At 54.9% G+C, this 13,140-nt stretch carries 12 protein-coding genes and 7 tRNA genes; 6 read left to right on the top strand and 13 right to left on the bottom strand.

The window, feature by feature from the left end:
• The first annotated feature begins 28 nt into the window (after nucleotides 1–28).
• The 4 genes from galT (at nucleotide 29) to gpmA (ending at nucleotide 4,250) form a co-directional block, all read left to right on the top strand.
• On the top strand, nucleotides 29–1,081 hold the full coding sequence (gene galT, locus PGQ95_RS05275; RefSeq protein ID WP_430917182.1) for a galactose-1-phosphate uridylyltransferase: 1,053 nt from the start codon (nucleotides 29–31) through the stop codon (nucleotides 1,079–1,081).
• A complete protein-coding gene (gene galK / locus PGQ95_RS05270) occupies nucleotides 1,078–2,226 on the top strand; it encodes a galactokinase (protein WP_430917180.1) in 1,149 nt (382 codons plus the stop codon). Before galT ends, galK begins: the two co-directional genes overlap by 4 nt.
• Nucleotides 2,220–3,263 (top strand): galactose-1-epimerase, encoded by a 1,044-nt coding sequence (galM, locus tag PGQ95_RS05265; RefSeq protein WP_430917178.1) that lies wholly within the window; start codon nucleotides 2,220–2,222, stop codon nucleotides 3,261–3,263. The genes galK and galM overlap by 7 nt, the downstream gene beginning before the upstream one ends.
• 234 nt (nucleotides 3,264–3,497) lie before the next feature.
• Nucleotides 3,498–4,250 (top strand): 2,3-diphosphoglycerate-dependent phosphoglycerate mutase, encoded by a 753-nt coding sequence (gene gpmA, locus PGQ95_RS05260; RefSeq protein ID WP_015367652.1) that lies wholly within the window; start codon nucleotides 3,498–3,500, stop codon nucleotides 4,248–4,250.
• A 110-nt stretch (nucleotides 4,251–4,360) separates the two neighbouring features.
• Here the strand turns inward: gpmA and aroG are convergent, their stop codons facing one another.
• On the bottom strand, nucleotides 4,361–5,413 hold the full coding sequence (gene aroG / locus PGQ95_RS05255) for a 3-deoxy-7-phosphoheptulonate synthase AroG (protein WP_430917176.1): 1,053 nt from the start codon (nucleotides 5,411–5,413) through the stop codon (nucleotides 4,361–4,363).
• A gap of 314 nt (nucleotides 5,414–5,727) precedes the next feature.
• On the opposite strand from aroG, the gene PGQ95_RS05250 reads away from it, so the two are divergent.
• Together PGQ95_RS05250 and zitB are read left to right on the top strand one after the other, a co-directional pair.
• Nucleotides 5,728–6,099 (top strand): YbgS-like family protein, encoded by a 372-nt coding sequence (locus tag PGQ95_RS05250; protein WP_015367654.1) that lies wholly within the window; start codon nucleotides 5,728–5,730, stop codon nucleotides 6,097–6,099.
• A gap of 114 nt (nucleotides 6,100–6,213) precedes the next feature.
• Nucleotides 6,214–7,152 (top strand): CDF family zinc transporter ZitB, encoded by a 939-nt coding sequence (zitB, locus tag PGQ95_RS05245; RefSeq protein WP_430917173.1) that lies wholly within the window; start codon nucleotides 6,214–6,216, stop codon nucleotides 7,150–7,152.
• Here zitB and pnuC read toward each other — a convergent pair.
• From pnuC to tolB, 12 genes are all read right to left on the bottom strand, one after another.
• Nucleotides 7,149–7,868, bottom strand: coding sequence for a nicotinamide riboside transporter PnuC (gene pnuC / locus PGQ95_RS05240; RefSeq protein ID WP_015367656.1), 720 nt, complete (start codon nucleotides 7,866–7,868; stop codon nucleotides 7,149–7,151). The genes zitB and pnuC overlap by 4 nt on opposite strands.
• Before the next feature lie 35 nt (nucleotides 7,869–7,903).
• Nucleotides 7,904–8,947, bottom strand: a complete 1,044-nt coding sequence (nadA, locus tag PGQ95_RS05235; RefSeq protein ID WP_430917270.1) for a quinolinate synthase NadA — start codon at nucleotides 8,945–8,947, stop codon at nucleotides 7,904–7,906.
• Between the two features lie 370 nt (nucleotides 8,948–9,317).
• A tRNA-Lys gene (locus PGQ95_RS05230) sits at nucleotides 9,318–9,393 on the bottom strand.
• 132 nt (nucleotides 9,394–9,525) lie between these two features.
• Nucleotides 9,526–9,601 (bottom strand) — tRNA-Lys (locus tag PGQ95_RS05225).
• Between the two features lie 47 nt (nucleotides 9,602–9,648).
• Nucleotides 9,649–9,724: transfer RNA gene (locus tag PGQ95_RS05220), tRNA-Lys, on the bottom strand.
• A 3-nt stretch (nucleotides 9,725–9,727) separates the two neighbouring features.
• Nucleotides 9,728–9,803: transfer RNA gene (locus tag PGQ95_RS05215), tRNA-Val, on the bottom strand.
• Between the two features lie 150 nt (nucleotides 9,804–9,953).
• Nucleotides 9,954–10,029 (bottom strand) — tRNA-Lys (locus tag PGQ95_RS05210).
• Between the two features lie 2 nt (nucleotides 10,030–10,031).
• Nucleotides 10,032–10,107: transfer RNA gene (locus tag PGQ95_RS05205), tRNA-Val, on the bottom strand.
• Nucleotides 10,108–10,143: 36 nt separating this feature from the next.
• Nucleotides 10,144–10,219: transfer RNA gene (locus tag PGQ95_RS05200), tRNA-Lys, on the bottom strand.
• A 161-nt stretch (nucleotides 10,220–10,380) separates the two neighbouring features.
• Nucleotides 10,381–11,184, bottom strand: coding sequence for a cell division protein CpoB (gene cpoB, locus PGQ95_RS05195; RefSeq protein WP_087860207.1), 804 nt, complete (start codon nucleotides 11,182–11,184; stop codon nucleotides 10,381–10,383).
• Nucleotides 11,185–11,193: 9 nt separating this feature from the next.
• Complete coding sequence (gene pal, locus PGQ95_RS05190) at nucleotides 11,194–11,718, bottom strand: peptidoglycan-associated lipoprotein Pal (protein ID WP_004859700.1); 525 nt, start codon at nucleotides 11,716–11,718, stop codon at nucleotides 11,194–11,196.
• Nucleotides 11,719–11,752: 34 nt separating this feature from the next.
• A complete protein-coding gene (gene tolB, locus PGQ95_RS05185; protein WP_015367659.1) occupies nucleotides 11,753–13,045 on the bottom strand; it encodes a Tol-Pal system beta propeller repeat protein TolB in 1,293 nt (430 codons plus the stop codon).
• Nucleotides 13,046–13,140 lie beyond the last annotated feature (95 nt).

The raw sequence follows: 13,140 nt of genomic DNA, 5'->3' as shown, positions 1-13,140 counted from the left end.
CCTAAAGGTAAGGCTCTAAGGAAATACCATGACGCAATTTAACCCCGTCGACCATCCGCACCGTCGTTATAACCCGTTAACCGGGCAGTGGATTCTGGTTTCACCGCATCGCGCCAAGCGCCCCTGGCAAGGGGCGCAGGAGACGCCGGCAAAACAAACGTTGCCCGCGCACGATACGGATTGTTTCTTGTGCCCGGGTAATACCCGCGTCACCGGCGACACTAACCCGAATTACACCGGCACTTACGTGTTTACCAACGATTTTGCGGCATTGATGACCGATACTCCGGACGCCCCGGAGAGCGACGATCCGCTGATGCGCTGCCAAAGCGCGCGCGGCACCAGTCGGGTTATCTGCTTTTCGCCAGACCACAGCAAAACGCTGCCGGAACTGAGCATTGAAGCACTGGAAGGCGTGGTTAAAACGTGGCAAGAGCAGACCGCGGACCTTGGGAAAAGTTATCCCTGGGTCCAGGTCTTCGAAAATAAAGGCGCGGCGATGGGCTGCTCCAATCCGCACCCTCACGGCCAGGTATGGGCCAACAGTTTCCTGCCCAATGAGGCGGAACGTGAGGACAGTCTGCAAAAGAAATATTTCGCTGAGCAGGGTTCGCCGATGCTGGTGGATTATGTGCAACGCGAACTGGCCGACGGCAGCCGTACCGTTGTAGAAACCGAACACTGGCTGGCCGTGGTCCCCTATTGGGCGGCCTGGCCCTTTGAGACGCTGCTGCTGCCAAAAGCGCATATCCAGCGCCTGACCGATTTAACCGCAGCCCAGCGCCACGACCTGGCGCTGGCGCTGAAAAAGCTGACCAGCCGTTACGACAACCTGTTCCAGACCTCCTTCCCCTACTCCATGGGCTGGCACGGCGCGCCGTTTAATAACGAAGATAATCAACACTGGCAGCTGCACGCTCACTTTTACCCGCCGCTGTTGCGCTCCGCCACGGTGCGCAAATTTATGGTCGGTTACGAAATGCTAGCCGAAACCCAGCGCGATCTCACGGCGGAACAAGCCGCCGAAAAGTTACGTGCCGTTAGCGATATCCATTTTCGTGAATCAGGAGTTGAACAATGAGTCTGAAAGAGAACACCCAGGCGCTGTTTGCTGAACAGTTTGGCTACCCTGCTAGTCACGTCATTCAGGCGCCGGGCCGCGTCAACCTGATTGGCGAACATACCGATTACAACGATGGTTTCGTGCTGCCGTGCGCCATTGACTATCAAACCGTTGTCAGCTGCGCGCCGCGTTCTGACCGTATCGTGCGGGTCATTGCCGCCGATTACGATAACCAGCGCGACGAGTTTTCCCTCGATGCGCCCATCGTTAGCCACGACACCCAGCAGTGGTCAAACTACGTCCGCGGCGTGGTCAAACATCTGCAGAAGCGCAATAACCACTTCGGCGGCGCCGATCTGGTCATCAGCGGCAACGTACCGCAGGGTGCGGGGTTAAGCTCCTCGGCGTCGCTGGAAGTCGCCGTCGGCACCGTGTTCCAGCAGCTGTATCATCTGCCGCTCGACGGCGCGCAAATCGCCCTTAACGGCCAGGAAGCGGAAAACCAGTTTGTCGGCTGTAATTGCGGCATTATGGACCAGCTTATTTCGGCGCTGGGTAAAAAAGATCATGCGCTGCTGATTGACTGCCGCACCCTTGGCACCAAACCGGTGTCGATGCCGAAAGGCGTCGCGGTGGTGATTATCAACAGCAACTTTAAACGCACGCTGGTCGGCAGCGAATACAACACCCGCCGCGAACAGTGTGAAACCGGCGCGCGTTTCTTCCAGCAGCCTGCTCTGCGTGACGTTGAACTTGCGCAGTTTAATGCCGTGGCCCACGAGCTGGACCCGATTGTGGCGAAACGCGTGCGCCATGTATTAACCGAAAACGCCCGTACCGTCGAAGCGGCGAGCGCGCTGGCAAACGGCGACCTGCAGCGTATGGGCCAACTGATGGCGGAGTCTCACGCTTCCATGCGCGATGATTTTGAGATCACCGTACCGCAAATTGATACGCTGGTTGAGATTGTCAAAGCGGTTATCGGCGACCAGGGGGGCGTGCGGATGACCGGCGGCGGCTTTGGCGGCTGTATCGTTGCCCTGATACCGGAAGCACTGGTTGAAAAAGTACAGCAGGCGGTTGCCGCTCAGTATGAAGCGAAAACCGGCATTAAAGAGACTTTTTACGTCTGCAAACCATCCCAGGGAGCCGGCCAATGCTAACGCCAACCCGCGAACTCGCGCCCGACGGACAGCCGTGGAACGTGCTAACGCTGCGTAATAACGCCGGGATGACGGTGACGGTGATGGACTGGGGCGCAACGCTAATCTCCGCGCAAGTGCCCCTTGCCGATGGTAGCCTGCGCGAAGCGTTACTGGGCTGCGCCACGCCGCAGCAATATCGCCAGCAGGCGGCATTTCTGGGCGCGTCCGTCGGCCGCTACGCTAACCGTATCGCCAACAGCCGCTTCACGCTCGATGGCGAGATCGTGAATTTAACCCCGTCGAACGAGGCCGGCCACCAGCTCCACGGTGGGCCGGACGGCTTCGACAAGCGTCGCTGGCAAATTGTCAGCCACGACGACAGCCAGGTGCTGTTTGCGCTCGACTCCGCCGATGGCGATCAGGGTTTCCCGGGCCATCTGCAGGCAACCGCGCGCTTTCACCTGACTGACGATAATCGTATCGCCATTGAGTATCGCGCCACCGTTGATAAGCCCTGCCCGGTCAATATGACTAACCATGTCTATTTTAACCTCGACGGCGCGCAGGGCGACGTGCGCCACCACCGCCTGCAGATCTTCGCCGACCAGTATCTGCCGGTGGAGAGCGATGGTATTCCGTATGGCGATTTGCGCGACGTGGAGTACACCAGCTTTGATTTCCGCGCGCCGAAGGTGCTTGCCGACGAGTTCCTTGCCGATGCTGACCAGCAAAAAGTGAAAGGTTACGATCATGCCTTTCTGCTGCAGGCCAAAGGCGACGCCCGCCAGCCGGCGGCGCATGTCTGGTCGCAGGATGAAAAGCTACAGCTGACGGTGTACACCTCGGCCCCGGCGCTGCAGTTTTATTCCGGCAACTATCTCGGCGGCACGCCATCGCGCGGCAGTCAACCTTACGGCGACTGGCAAGGGCTGGCGCTGGAGAGCGAGTTCCTGCCGGACTCCCCAAATCATCCGCACTGGCCGCAGCCAGATTGCGTATTACGGCCCGGCGCCGAGTACGTTAGCCTGACGGAATATCAGTTTATCGCCGGATAACGTCATAACCCTCCCTGCGGAGGGTTTTTTTTCGCCTTTTTGCTCTAATTTGCACCGCTAAAAGACAAAAAACTAACCGGTGTTTTACAAGCATCTTACACTGCGTCACTATTTTCGCTATGGTTAGGGATAAGCATTGCCGTGAGGCAAATCACGGCAATATAATGAGAATAGTTATCAATCAATAAACACATACACCACAGTAGTCGGGTTGCGTGTAGGAGGAGTAAGAGAATGGCTGTAACTAAGCTGGTACTAGTTCGTCACGGCGAGAGCCAATGGAACAACGAAAACCGTTTCACCGGTTGGTACGACGTTGACCTGTCTGAAAAAGGCGTTAGCGAAGCGAAAGCGGCGGGTAAACTGCTGAAGGAAGAAGGCTTCAGCTTTGATTTTGCTTATACCTCCGTGCTGAAACGTGCCATCCACACCCTGTGGAACGTGCTCGACGAACTGGATCAGGCCTGGCTGCCGGTTGAGAAATCCTGGAAACTGAACGAACGTCACTACGGCGCGCTGCAGGGCCTGAACAAAGCCGAAACCGCTGAGAAGTATGGCGACGAGCAGGTTAAACAGTGGCGTCGCGGCTTTGCCGTCACCCCGCCGGAACTGACCAAAGATGACGAACGTTATCCGGGCCACGATCCGCGTTACGCGAAGCTGACCGATGCGGAACTGCCGACCACCGAGAGCCTGGCGCTGACCATTGACCGTGTCGTACCTTACTGGAACGAAACCATTCTGCCACGCCTGAAAAGCGGCGAGCGCGTTATTATCGCCGCTCACGGTAACTCCCTGCGTGCGCTGGTGAAATACCTCGACAACATGGGCGAAGACGAAATCCTCGAACTAAATATCCCGACCGGCGTACCGCTGGTGTATGAGTTCGATGAAAACTTCAAGCCGATCAAACACTACTACCTGGGCAATGCTGACGAAATCGCTGCGAAGGCCGCGGCCGTCGCTAACCAGGGTAAAGCGAAGTAATACGCAACTGAATTATTTCGCCAACAAAAAAGCGTGGAATTTTCCACGCTTTTTTATTTTTAGCTATTGCTGACATAACGCGAAGGCAGCCAGCGATGGCAAAGCGCTGGTTAGCCGCGGCGCGCTTTAACCGCGTCCGCCAGCTGGCGCAGGATGGTCTCGGTATCTTCCCAGCCGATACAGGCGTCGGTCACGCTCTTGCCGTAGGTCAGCGGTTCGCCGCTTTCCAGGCTCTGATTGCCTTCCACCAGGTGGCTTTCAATCATCACGCCCATAATCGCGTTTTCACCGCCGGCAATCTGCTGGCACACGTCGGCGCCAACTTCCATCTGCTTTTTAAACTGCTTGCTGGAGTTAGCGTGGCTGAAGTCGATCATGATTTGCGCCGGCAGACCGGCTTTTGCCAGACCCACTTTCACTTCGGCAACGTGCTGAACGCTGTAGTTCGGCTCTTTACCACCGCGCAGAATGATATGACAATCGCTGTTGCCGCTGGTGTTCACAATAGCGGAATGGCCCCACTTCGTTACCGATAAGAAACAGTGCGGCGCGCCAGCTGCATTGATCGCATCGATAGCGACCTTGATGGTGCCATCGGTGCCATTTTTGAAGCCAACCGGGCACGAGAGGCCGGAAGAGAGTTCACGGTGCACCTGGGATTCAGTGGTACGCGCGCCGATTGCGCCCCAGCTCATCAGGTCCGCCACATATTGCGGGGTGATCATGTCAAGGAACTCGCCCGCCGCTGGCAGACCGCTGTCGTTGATTTCCAGCAGCAGCTTACGCGCGATACGCAGCCCGTCGTTAATGCGGAAGCTGTTATCCATATGCGGATCGTTAATTAGCCCCTTCCAACCGACGGTGGTGCGCGGTTTTTCAAAATAGACGCGCATAACGATTTCCAGCTCCCCTTTGAGCGCCTCACGCAGGGTCAGCAGGCGGCTGGCATACTCTTTCGCCGCGGCAGGGTCGTGAATAGAGCACGGACCAATGACCACCAGCAGACGATCGTCGTTGCCTTTGAGGATGTTGTGAATCGCTTTGCGAGCATGTGCAACGGTATTAGCAGCATTTTCGGTAGCGGGGAATTTTTCCAGGAGCGCAACGGGAGGTAATAATTCGTTGATCTCTTTAATGCGTAAATCGTCGTTCTGATAATTCATCTTCTTTCCAGGCGTTGCCATACTTATACAATGAAATGCAATCCTTCCAATCTATCTCTTCGGTCAAAAAGTGTAAACGTGATTTTACACTGACGATGGAATAATCCTGGAATTAGGGAAAAATACGCCATAAAGTAGCGAAATCCTGCCAGCCAACTACAATTTTTAACTGCAACATCCAATTAAATGTTTATTTTCAGTATTATATTTTAAATCCTCACGCTAAGACGGAGTGTTAAACCATAGCACCGCAGATCCCTGGCACATCTATGTTGGCGCGTTTAGCTAACAAATCGACTAAGCAGGAGTATCCGATGAATATGAATAAACTCACAGCCCTACTTCTCACCGCCACCTTAAGCTTAGCCAGCGGCGCCGCGCTGGCCGCCGATAGCGGCGCGCAATCGAACAACGGTCAGGCCAATTCCGCCGCTGATGCCGGACAGGTTGCGCCCGATGCCCGTGAAAACGTGGCGCCAAATAATGTCGATAACGACAAAATTAACTCCGGCGGCACCATGCTTCATCCTGATGGTTCGACAATGAATCATGACGGGATGTCGAGCGACGAGGTCCATAAAAACAGCATGTGCAAAGATGGACGCTGTCCGGATACGGATAAAAAAATGGAAAGCGGCAATGGCATGAACAACGATGCCAGCAAAACGGATGGCACCTCGCAGTAATTGAAACGGATGAGATAAGGGATCAAGGTGGCAGTGCTCACCTTGATCCCTTTGTTCGCTGAATTTCGGTAAGATGTCATAGTGTAATAATGATAACTATTAAGGGATGACATCATGGCGCATGCACATTCACCGACCCCTGCTGGCGAAAACAGTAACGCCAACCGGCTGCTTTGGGCTTTTATCGTAACCGCCGGTTTTATGATTATTGAGGCCATCGGCGGCGTCATTTCCGGTTCGCTGGCCCTGCTGGCCGATGCCGGACATATGCTTACCGACTCCGCCGCCCTCCTGTTCGCTCTGCTGGCGGTACGCTTCGCCAGCCGGCCGCCAAATAGCCGCCACACCTTTGGCTGGCTGCGTTTAACCACTCTCGCCGCCTTCGTCAACGCCATCGCCCTGGTAGTCATTACCATTTTCATCTTCTGGGAAGCGGTACAGCGTTTTAACCATCCGCAGCCTGTCGCGGGAAAAACCATGATGGTTATCGCCGTCGCCGGACTACTGGCCAATATTCTCGCCTTCTGGATCCTGCACCGCGGCAGCGCCGAAAGTAATCTTAATGTCCGCGCGGCGGCACTGCATGTGCTGGGAGATCTATTGGGTTCCGTCGGCGCTATCGTGGCCGCTATCGTCATTCTGATGACCGGCTGGACGCCGATTGACCCGATCCTCTCGGTGCTGGTGTCGTGTTTAGTACTGCGTAGCGCCTGGCGGCTGTTGCAGGAGAGTATGAATGAGCTGCTGGAAGGGGCGCCGCGCTCGCTGGATGTCGAAGCATTAGGCCGCGATCTACGCCGCTCAATTCCTGAAGTCCGCGACGTTCACCACGTTCACGTCTGGCTGGTGGGGGAAAAACCGGTGATGACGCTGCACGTACAGGTCGTGCCGCCGCACGATCACGATGCGCTACTTGATAGCATCCAGCATTTTCTTGAGCATAAATATGAAATTGAGCATGTGACGGTACAGATGGAGTACCGTCCCTGCAGCGGCCCGGAATGCCACCTGAATCTGGCGCATTCCGGACATGAGCATCATCATCACCATTAACGTGAAAGCGCGTGAGACCCCCGCTCACGCGCGCTGTTAATCCACATCCGGCTGCCATTCAGGGCAATGAACGTCAGCAGCAAATATTCCAGCGACATCGCGTATACGCCCTGTAGAGCGAAAATCACCACGCTGATGACGTTGATGATCACCCACAGCAGCCAGTTCTCAACGTATTTACGCGTCATCAATACCATCGCGGCAATCGACAGCACCATCATGCAGGAATCCCAGAATGGGAAAGCATCGGGTTCCAGCGTCGGCATCGCCACCTGCAGCCCGAGCATTTGCATCAGGTTGACGGCGATGCGGGTCAGGAAGGCAAATACCGGGTTAATAAACACCGTCATCAGGCCGATAGCCACCACGCAGCCCGCCAGCCAGGCCAGCGCTTTTGGCAGCGGTAGCCAGCGAATTTTCAGTTCCGCTTCGTTATCGCTGGTCTGCCTTGACCACGCGTACCAGCCGTAAACGTTCGCCGCGAAGAAAAACAGCTGCAGCAGCAGGCTGGCGTACAGTTGGATCTGGAAGAAGATGATCGCAAAAAGCGTTACGTTCACCAGGCCGAAGGCATAGTTGCTAATCTTTTCCAGGCTCGCCAGCCAGATGCACAACAGGCCGGCGATGGTGCCCACCGCCTCAATCCACGACAGATCGTAGCCGCCGGCGCCGATCGGTATATGCACTAAAATATTCTGCGTACTGAAAAAATCCATTTTATCCCCTAAGCGTAACGCGACGCGGTAATGAGTTATCCCCGTAGTGTAGCCGCAAATTCCAGCATACGGTTAAGCGGAATTAATGCCCCGGCACGCAGTTTGGCGTCAACGTGAATTTCGTGTTCAACGCCGCCCTGCTCTAACCCTTCCGCTATCGCTTTCAGGCCGTTCATCGCCATCCATGGACAATGGGCGCAGCTGCGACAGGTTGCGCCCTCACCTGCCGTAGGCGCTTCCAGCAGCTCTTTTTCCGGTACCGCCTGCTGCATTTTATAGAAGATCCCGCGATCGGTTGCCACGATAAGCTGGCGCTGCGGCAGGCTTTTCGCCGCGGCAATTAATTGGCTGGTTGATCCTACCGCATCCGCCATGTCGACAATCGCCTGCGGTGATTCCGGATGCACCAGGATCGCCGCGTCGGGGTAGAGCCCCTTCATGCGCGCCAGCGCCTGGGTTTTGAATTCATCATGGACGATGCAGGCGCCCTGCCAGCACAGCACGTCGGCCCCGGTCTGGCGCTGTACATAGCGGCCAAGGTGGCGGTCCGGCGCCCAAAGTATCTTTTGTCCGAGGCTATCGAGATGCTCAATCAACTCCACCGCGATGCTGGAAGTCACTACCCAGTCGGCGCGCGCTTTTACCGCCGCTGACGTATTGGCATAGACCACCACGGTGCGATCCGGGTGAGCATCGCAAAACGCGTTAAAGTCATCAATGGGACAGCCGAGATCCAGCGAACATTCCGCATTCAGCGTCGGCATCAAAATGGTCTTTTCCGGACTGAGAATTTTGGCCGTTTCGCCCATAAAACGCACTCCGGCAACCAGCAGCGTGGAGGCCGGGTGACGCGCGCCAAAACGCGCCATTTCAAGCGAGTCGGCAATACAGCCGCCGGTCTCTTCGGCCAGTTGCTGGATTTCAGGATCGGTGTAGTAATGCGCCACCATCACGGCGTCGCGTTCACGCAGCAGGCGTTTAATTTTCTCGCGATAAAACGCTTTTTCGTCACAGTTCAACGGTTGTGGTTTTGGCGGGAAAGGATAAATCGCCGTTTCAGGATCAAACATTACGCTCATCATGCAATCTCGTTTTACTGGCTTAACTTTGAAACCGTAAATATCGCTATGTATCGCCTTAATACGGTTCTTGTGTTTTATATGCTAAACAAGATAGCCGATTGCAAGCGAAATGTCGTGATGAATTTTGTATTCCCCGGGGACGATGCTGCGCATCTTCCCGGGCTACCGGTTCGTGCGCTATGGAGTCAAGGTAAGCGTAGTGCGAACATGGAGTTGATTGTGGAGAATGACGCATAGCAAAAAGGCGCCTTTAGGGCGCCTTTTTACATTGGTGGGTCGTGCAGGATGACTCAGCTTCGCCTCGCCCTACGGGCCGTTGCTGACGCAACGTTATCCTTCACGTTCAACATCAAAGTTCAATGTTGAATGGTGGGTCGTGCAGGATTCGAACCTGCGACCAATTGATTAAAAGTCAACTGCTCTACCAACTGAGCTAACGACCCCTTGCGGGATGTTACTGCTGTAATCATTCAGGATGGTGGGTCGTGCAGGATGACTCGGCTTTGCCTCGCCCTTCGGGCCGTTGCTATCGCAACGTTATCCTTCACGTTCTACCAGAAACCACCGTTAAAGATTGGTGGGTCGTGCAGGATTCGAACCTGCGACCAATTGATTAAAAGTCAACTGCTCTACCAACTGAGCTAACGACCCTAAGGGTGTTACCTGAAAGATTTTGTACTCGGCACCATCATTTTAGATGGTGGGTCGTGCAGGATTCGAACCTGCGACCAATTGATTAAAAGTCAACTGCTCTACCAACTGAGCTAACGACCCGAGTGGTGGGTGATGACGGGATCGAACCGCCGACCCCCTCCTTGTAAGGGAGGTGCTCTCCCAGCTGAGCTAATCACCCGAAACTGCGCTGGATACTACCGATACTGCTTCCACCGACCCCATCATTAAGATGGTGGGTCGTGCAGGATGACTCGCTTCGCTCGCCCTACGGGCCGTTGCTGAAGCAACGTTATCCTTCACGTTTAACATCGAAGTTCGATGCTAAAAATGGTGGGTCGTGCAGGATTCGAACCTGCGACCAATTGATTAAAAGTCAACTGCTCTACCAACTGAGCTAACGACCCGGTGGTGGGTGATGACGGGATCGAACCGCCGACCCCCTCCTTGTAAGGGAGGTGCTCTCCCAGCTGAGCTAATCACCCGATACTACGCTGGATACTACAATTAAAACTAATTAGTGGTGGGTCGTGCAGGATTCGAACCTGCGACCAATTGATTAAAAGTCAACTGCTCTACCAACTGAGCTAACGACCCACTCTGGCGTCGCTTTGGGCTTGTTCGATATCCCTTGGCAACGGCGGCATATATTACTGATTTCAGATTTCAGCGCAACTAAAATTTCGATAAAGATCACTTAACTGCTTGGGTTTCGTGCGACAAGACCAGAAATAACGCGATTTCTGGTCATGCCATAATCAACCCAGGGCGTTAAGGCGTTTTTGCGCTTGTTTCGCACCATCGGTGCCAGGGAATTTGCTGACCACCTGCTGGTAAACCGCTTTCGCTTTAGCGGTGTCACCTTTGTCCTGCATGATAACTCCGACTTTAAACATCGCATCCGGCGCTTTCGGGGATTTCGGATAGTTTTTCACCACCGAGGCAAAATAATATGCCGCATCGTCTTTTTTCCCCTTATTGTAGTTCAACTGTCCGAGCCAGTAGTTGGCGTTCGGCTGATAGGTTGAATCCGGGTACTTCTTGACGAAGTTCTGAAACGCCACCATCGCGTCATCCTGGCGGGACGAATCTTTAACCAGCGCAATAGCCGCGTTGTAATCGGTGTTGGCATCCCCGGTCATCGCAGGCGCCCCAGAAGAGGCCGCCGGCGCTGTACTGGCGGTAGCCGAACTCTGATCGCCAGAAGACGATGGAGCCTGCGTCTGCGCGCCTGCCGCAGCTGCTCCGCCACCGCTCGTCAGCCCGTCGATCTGTTGCAGAATCTGCTTCTGGCGTTCGACAATCTGATTGAGCTGATACTGATTTTCCTGAATCTGACCGCGTAGGGAATCAATATCGCTTTGGTTATCGGAGAGTTGTTGCTGGAGTTGGGTTAAAAGCTGGCTGTGAGCATTGGAAATACGCTCAAGTTGAGTGACGCGGTCTTCGACCGAGCCTGAGCCGACACTACTGATTGGCGCCTGAGCAAAAGCGGCCCAGGGGGCCGCTATGCCAACCAGTAACGACAGACTCAATAAATGATGTCTGAAGTTACTGCTCATGCAATTCTCTTAGTAAACCAGTACGGCGCGACGGTTTTTGGCATATGCCGCTTCGTCATGACCCAGTACTGCAGGTTTTTCTTTACCGTAAGAAACGATGGAAATCTGGTCAGCAGAAACACCTTTGCCCTGCAGATACATCTTAACGGCGTTAGCACGACGCTCACCCAGAGCGATGTTGTATTCCGGAGTACCGCGCTCATCCGCGTGACCTTCTACGGTCACTTTGTAGGACGGGTTGCTACGCAGGAAGTTAGCGTGCGCATCCAGCATTGCAGCGAAGTCAGAACGGATATCGTACTTGTCCAGATCGAAGTAAACGATGTTGTTCTGCTGCAGCTGCTGCATCTGCAGACGAGCTTGCTCTTCGGAAGACATGTTGCCGCCGTTAGCGTTAGCGTCCATACCAGTGCCGGCACCCAGCATGCCTTCACCGCTCTGGTCGTTGCTGGCGTTCTTGTTGGAAGAACACGCCGCGATTGCCATAACCGGCAGAGCGATCATCAGCCCTTTCAGCACTTTGTTCAGTTGCATTTCTTTGATTCCTTTAATAATCAATTATTTATTATCACAGATACGGCGACCAGGCAGGGAATTTTACCTGTCCATCAGTTGCCGGAAGACGCGCTTTGAAACGCCCATCTGTAGAAACCAGATTCAGCACGGATCCCATCCCCTGAGAAGAGCTGTAGATTACCATAGTGCCGTTAGGTGCCAGACTTGGCGTTTCATCTAAAAACGTTGATGACAGAACCTGTACACCACCCGCTTCCAGATCTTGCTTAGCAATGTGTTGCTGACCGTTGGCCGAGCTTACCATTACCATAATTTTACCATCAGCGCTGACGTCAGCATCCTGGTTCTGCGAACCTTCCCAGGTAATACGCTGCGGCGTACCGCCGTTGATGTTGACTTTATACACCTGAGGACGGCCAGCCTGGTCGGAAGTAAACGCCAGATTCTGGCTATCCGGGAACCAGCTCGGTTCGGTGTTATTGCTGCGACCGTTAGTCACCTGACGAATCTGGCCGGAGCCGAGGTCCATCACGTACAGGTTCAGGCTACCGGTTTTCGACAGTGCGAATGCCAGTTTGCTGCCGTCCGGCGAGAAGGCCGGTGCGCCGTTATGCTGCGGGAAGGAAGCAATCTGACGGACTGCGCCATTCGCCAGCGTCTGGACTACCAGCGCGGAGCGGCCGCTTTCGAAGGTCACATAGGCCAGTTTAGAACCGTCCGGAGACCATGCCGGCGACATCAGCGGCTGCGATGAACGGTGAACCAGGAACTGGTTGTAGCCATCGTAGTCAGAGACGCGCAGCTCATACGGGAACTGGCCGCCGTTGGTGCGAACCACATAAGCGATACGGGTACGGAAAGCGCCTTTAATCCCGGTCAGCTTTTCGAATACCGCGTCACTGGCAGTATGTCCGGCATAACGCAGGTACTGCTTGGTCACTTTGAAAGAGCCTTGCGACAGGATGGTACCCGGCGCACCGCCGGTATCCACCAGCTGATAGGCAACCTGGTAAGAACCGTCAGGGTTCGGCGTCACCTGGCCTACGACCACGGCGTCAACGCCCAGCGCAGACCATGCCGCAGGCTGCACTTCCTGAGCGCTACCCGGCTGCTGAGGCAGGCGCGAGCGATCCAGCGGATTAAACTTGCCGCTGTTACGCAGGTCAGCCGCTACCACGCCGCCAATATCTTCAGGCGCAGCGCCCGGGCCAGCCCACTGGAATGGCACCACACCGATGGGGCGCGCCGAGTCCACCCCCTGGGTGATCTCGATGCGTACTTCTGCGTGCAGCACCGCCGCCCACAGCATCAAAAAACCAAATGCTACTCGTAATGCCTGCTTCATCATATCTCCCTTATCCGGGCGGAAAGCCCACGATAATTTAGCAGAATGTTAACAAACCCAAATACACAAAACTACCAAAACCCTGTGACTACCAT

The sequence above is a fragment of the Klebsiella sp. 141240 genome (genome assembly GCF_050600805.1).
GTDB classification, from domain to species: domain Bacteria; phylum Pseudomonadota; class Gammaproteobacteria; order Enterobacterales; family Enterobacteriaceae; genus Klebsiella; species Klebsiella aerogenes.
Note: the sequence above shows the minus strand (reverse complement) of the source record. Positions and strands in the feature narration are given on the sequence as shown.

What these genes read in the sequence shown, in the direction of transcription:
- tolB (WP_015367659.1), bottom strand. Translation starts at nt 13,045, where the DNA reads ATGAAGCAGGCATTACGAGTAGCATTTGGTTTTTTGATGCTGTGGGCG.
- pal (WP_004859700.1), bottom strand. Translation starts at nt 11,718, where the DNA reads ATGCAACTGAACAAAGTGCTGAAAGGGCTGATGATCGCTCTGCCGGTT.
- pnuC (WP_015367656.1), bottom strand. Translation starts at nt 7,868, where the DNA reads ATGGATTTTTTCAGTACGCAGAATATTTTAGTGCATATACCGATCGGC.
- gpmA (WP_015367652.1), top strand. Translation starts at nt 3,498, where the DNA reads ATGGCTGTAACTAAGCTGGTACTAGTTCGTCACGGCGAGAGCCAATGG.
- galT (WP_430917182.1), top strand. Translation starts at nt 29, where the DNA reads ATGACGCAATTTAACCCCGTCGACCATCCGCACCGTCGTTATAACCCG.
- aroG (WP_430917176.1), bottom strand. Translation starts at nt 5,413, where the DNA reads ATGAATTATCAGAACGACGATTTACGCATTAAAGAGATCAACGAATTA.
- cpoB (WP_087860207.1), bottom strand. Translation starts at nt 11,184, where the DNA reads ATGAGCAGTAACTTCAGACATCATTTATTGAGTCTGTCGTTACTGGTT.
- nadA (WP_430917270.1), bottom strand. Translation starts at nt 8,947, where the DNA reads ATGAGCGTAATGTTTGATCCTGAAACGGCGATTTATCCTTTCCCGCCA.
- galM (WP_430917178.1), top strand. Translation starts at nt 2,220, where the DNA reads ATGCTAACGCCAACCCGCGAACTCGCGCCCGACGGACAGCCGTGGAAC.
- PGQ95_RS05250 (WP_015367654.1), top strand. Translation starts at nt 5,728, where the DNA reads ATGAATATGAATAAACTCACAGCCCTACTTCTCACCGCCACCTTAAGC.
- zitB (WP_430917173.1), top strand. Translation starts at nt 6,214, where the DNA reads ATGGCGCATGCACATTCACCGACCCCTGCTGGCGAAAACAGTAACGCC.
- galK (WP_430917180.1), top strand. Translation starts at nt 1,078, where the DNA reads ATGAGTCTGAAAGAGAACACCCAGGCGCTGTTTGCTGAACAGTTTGGC.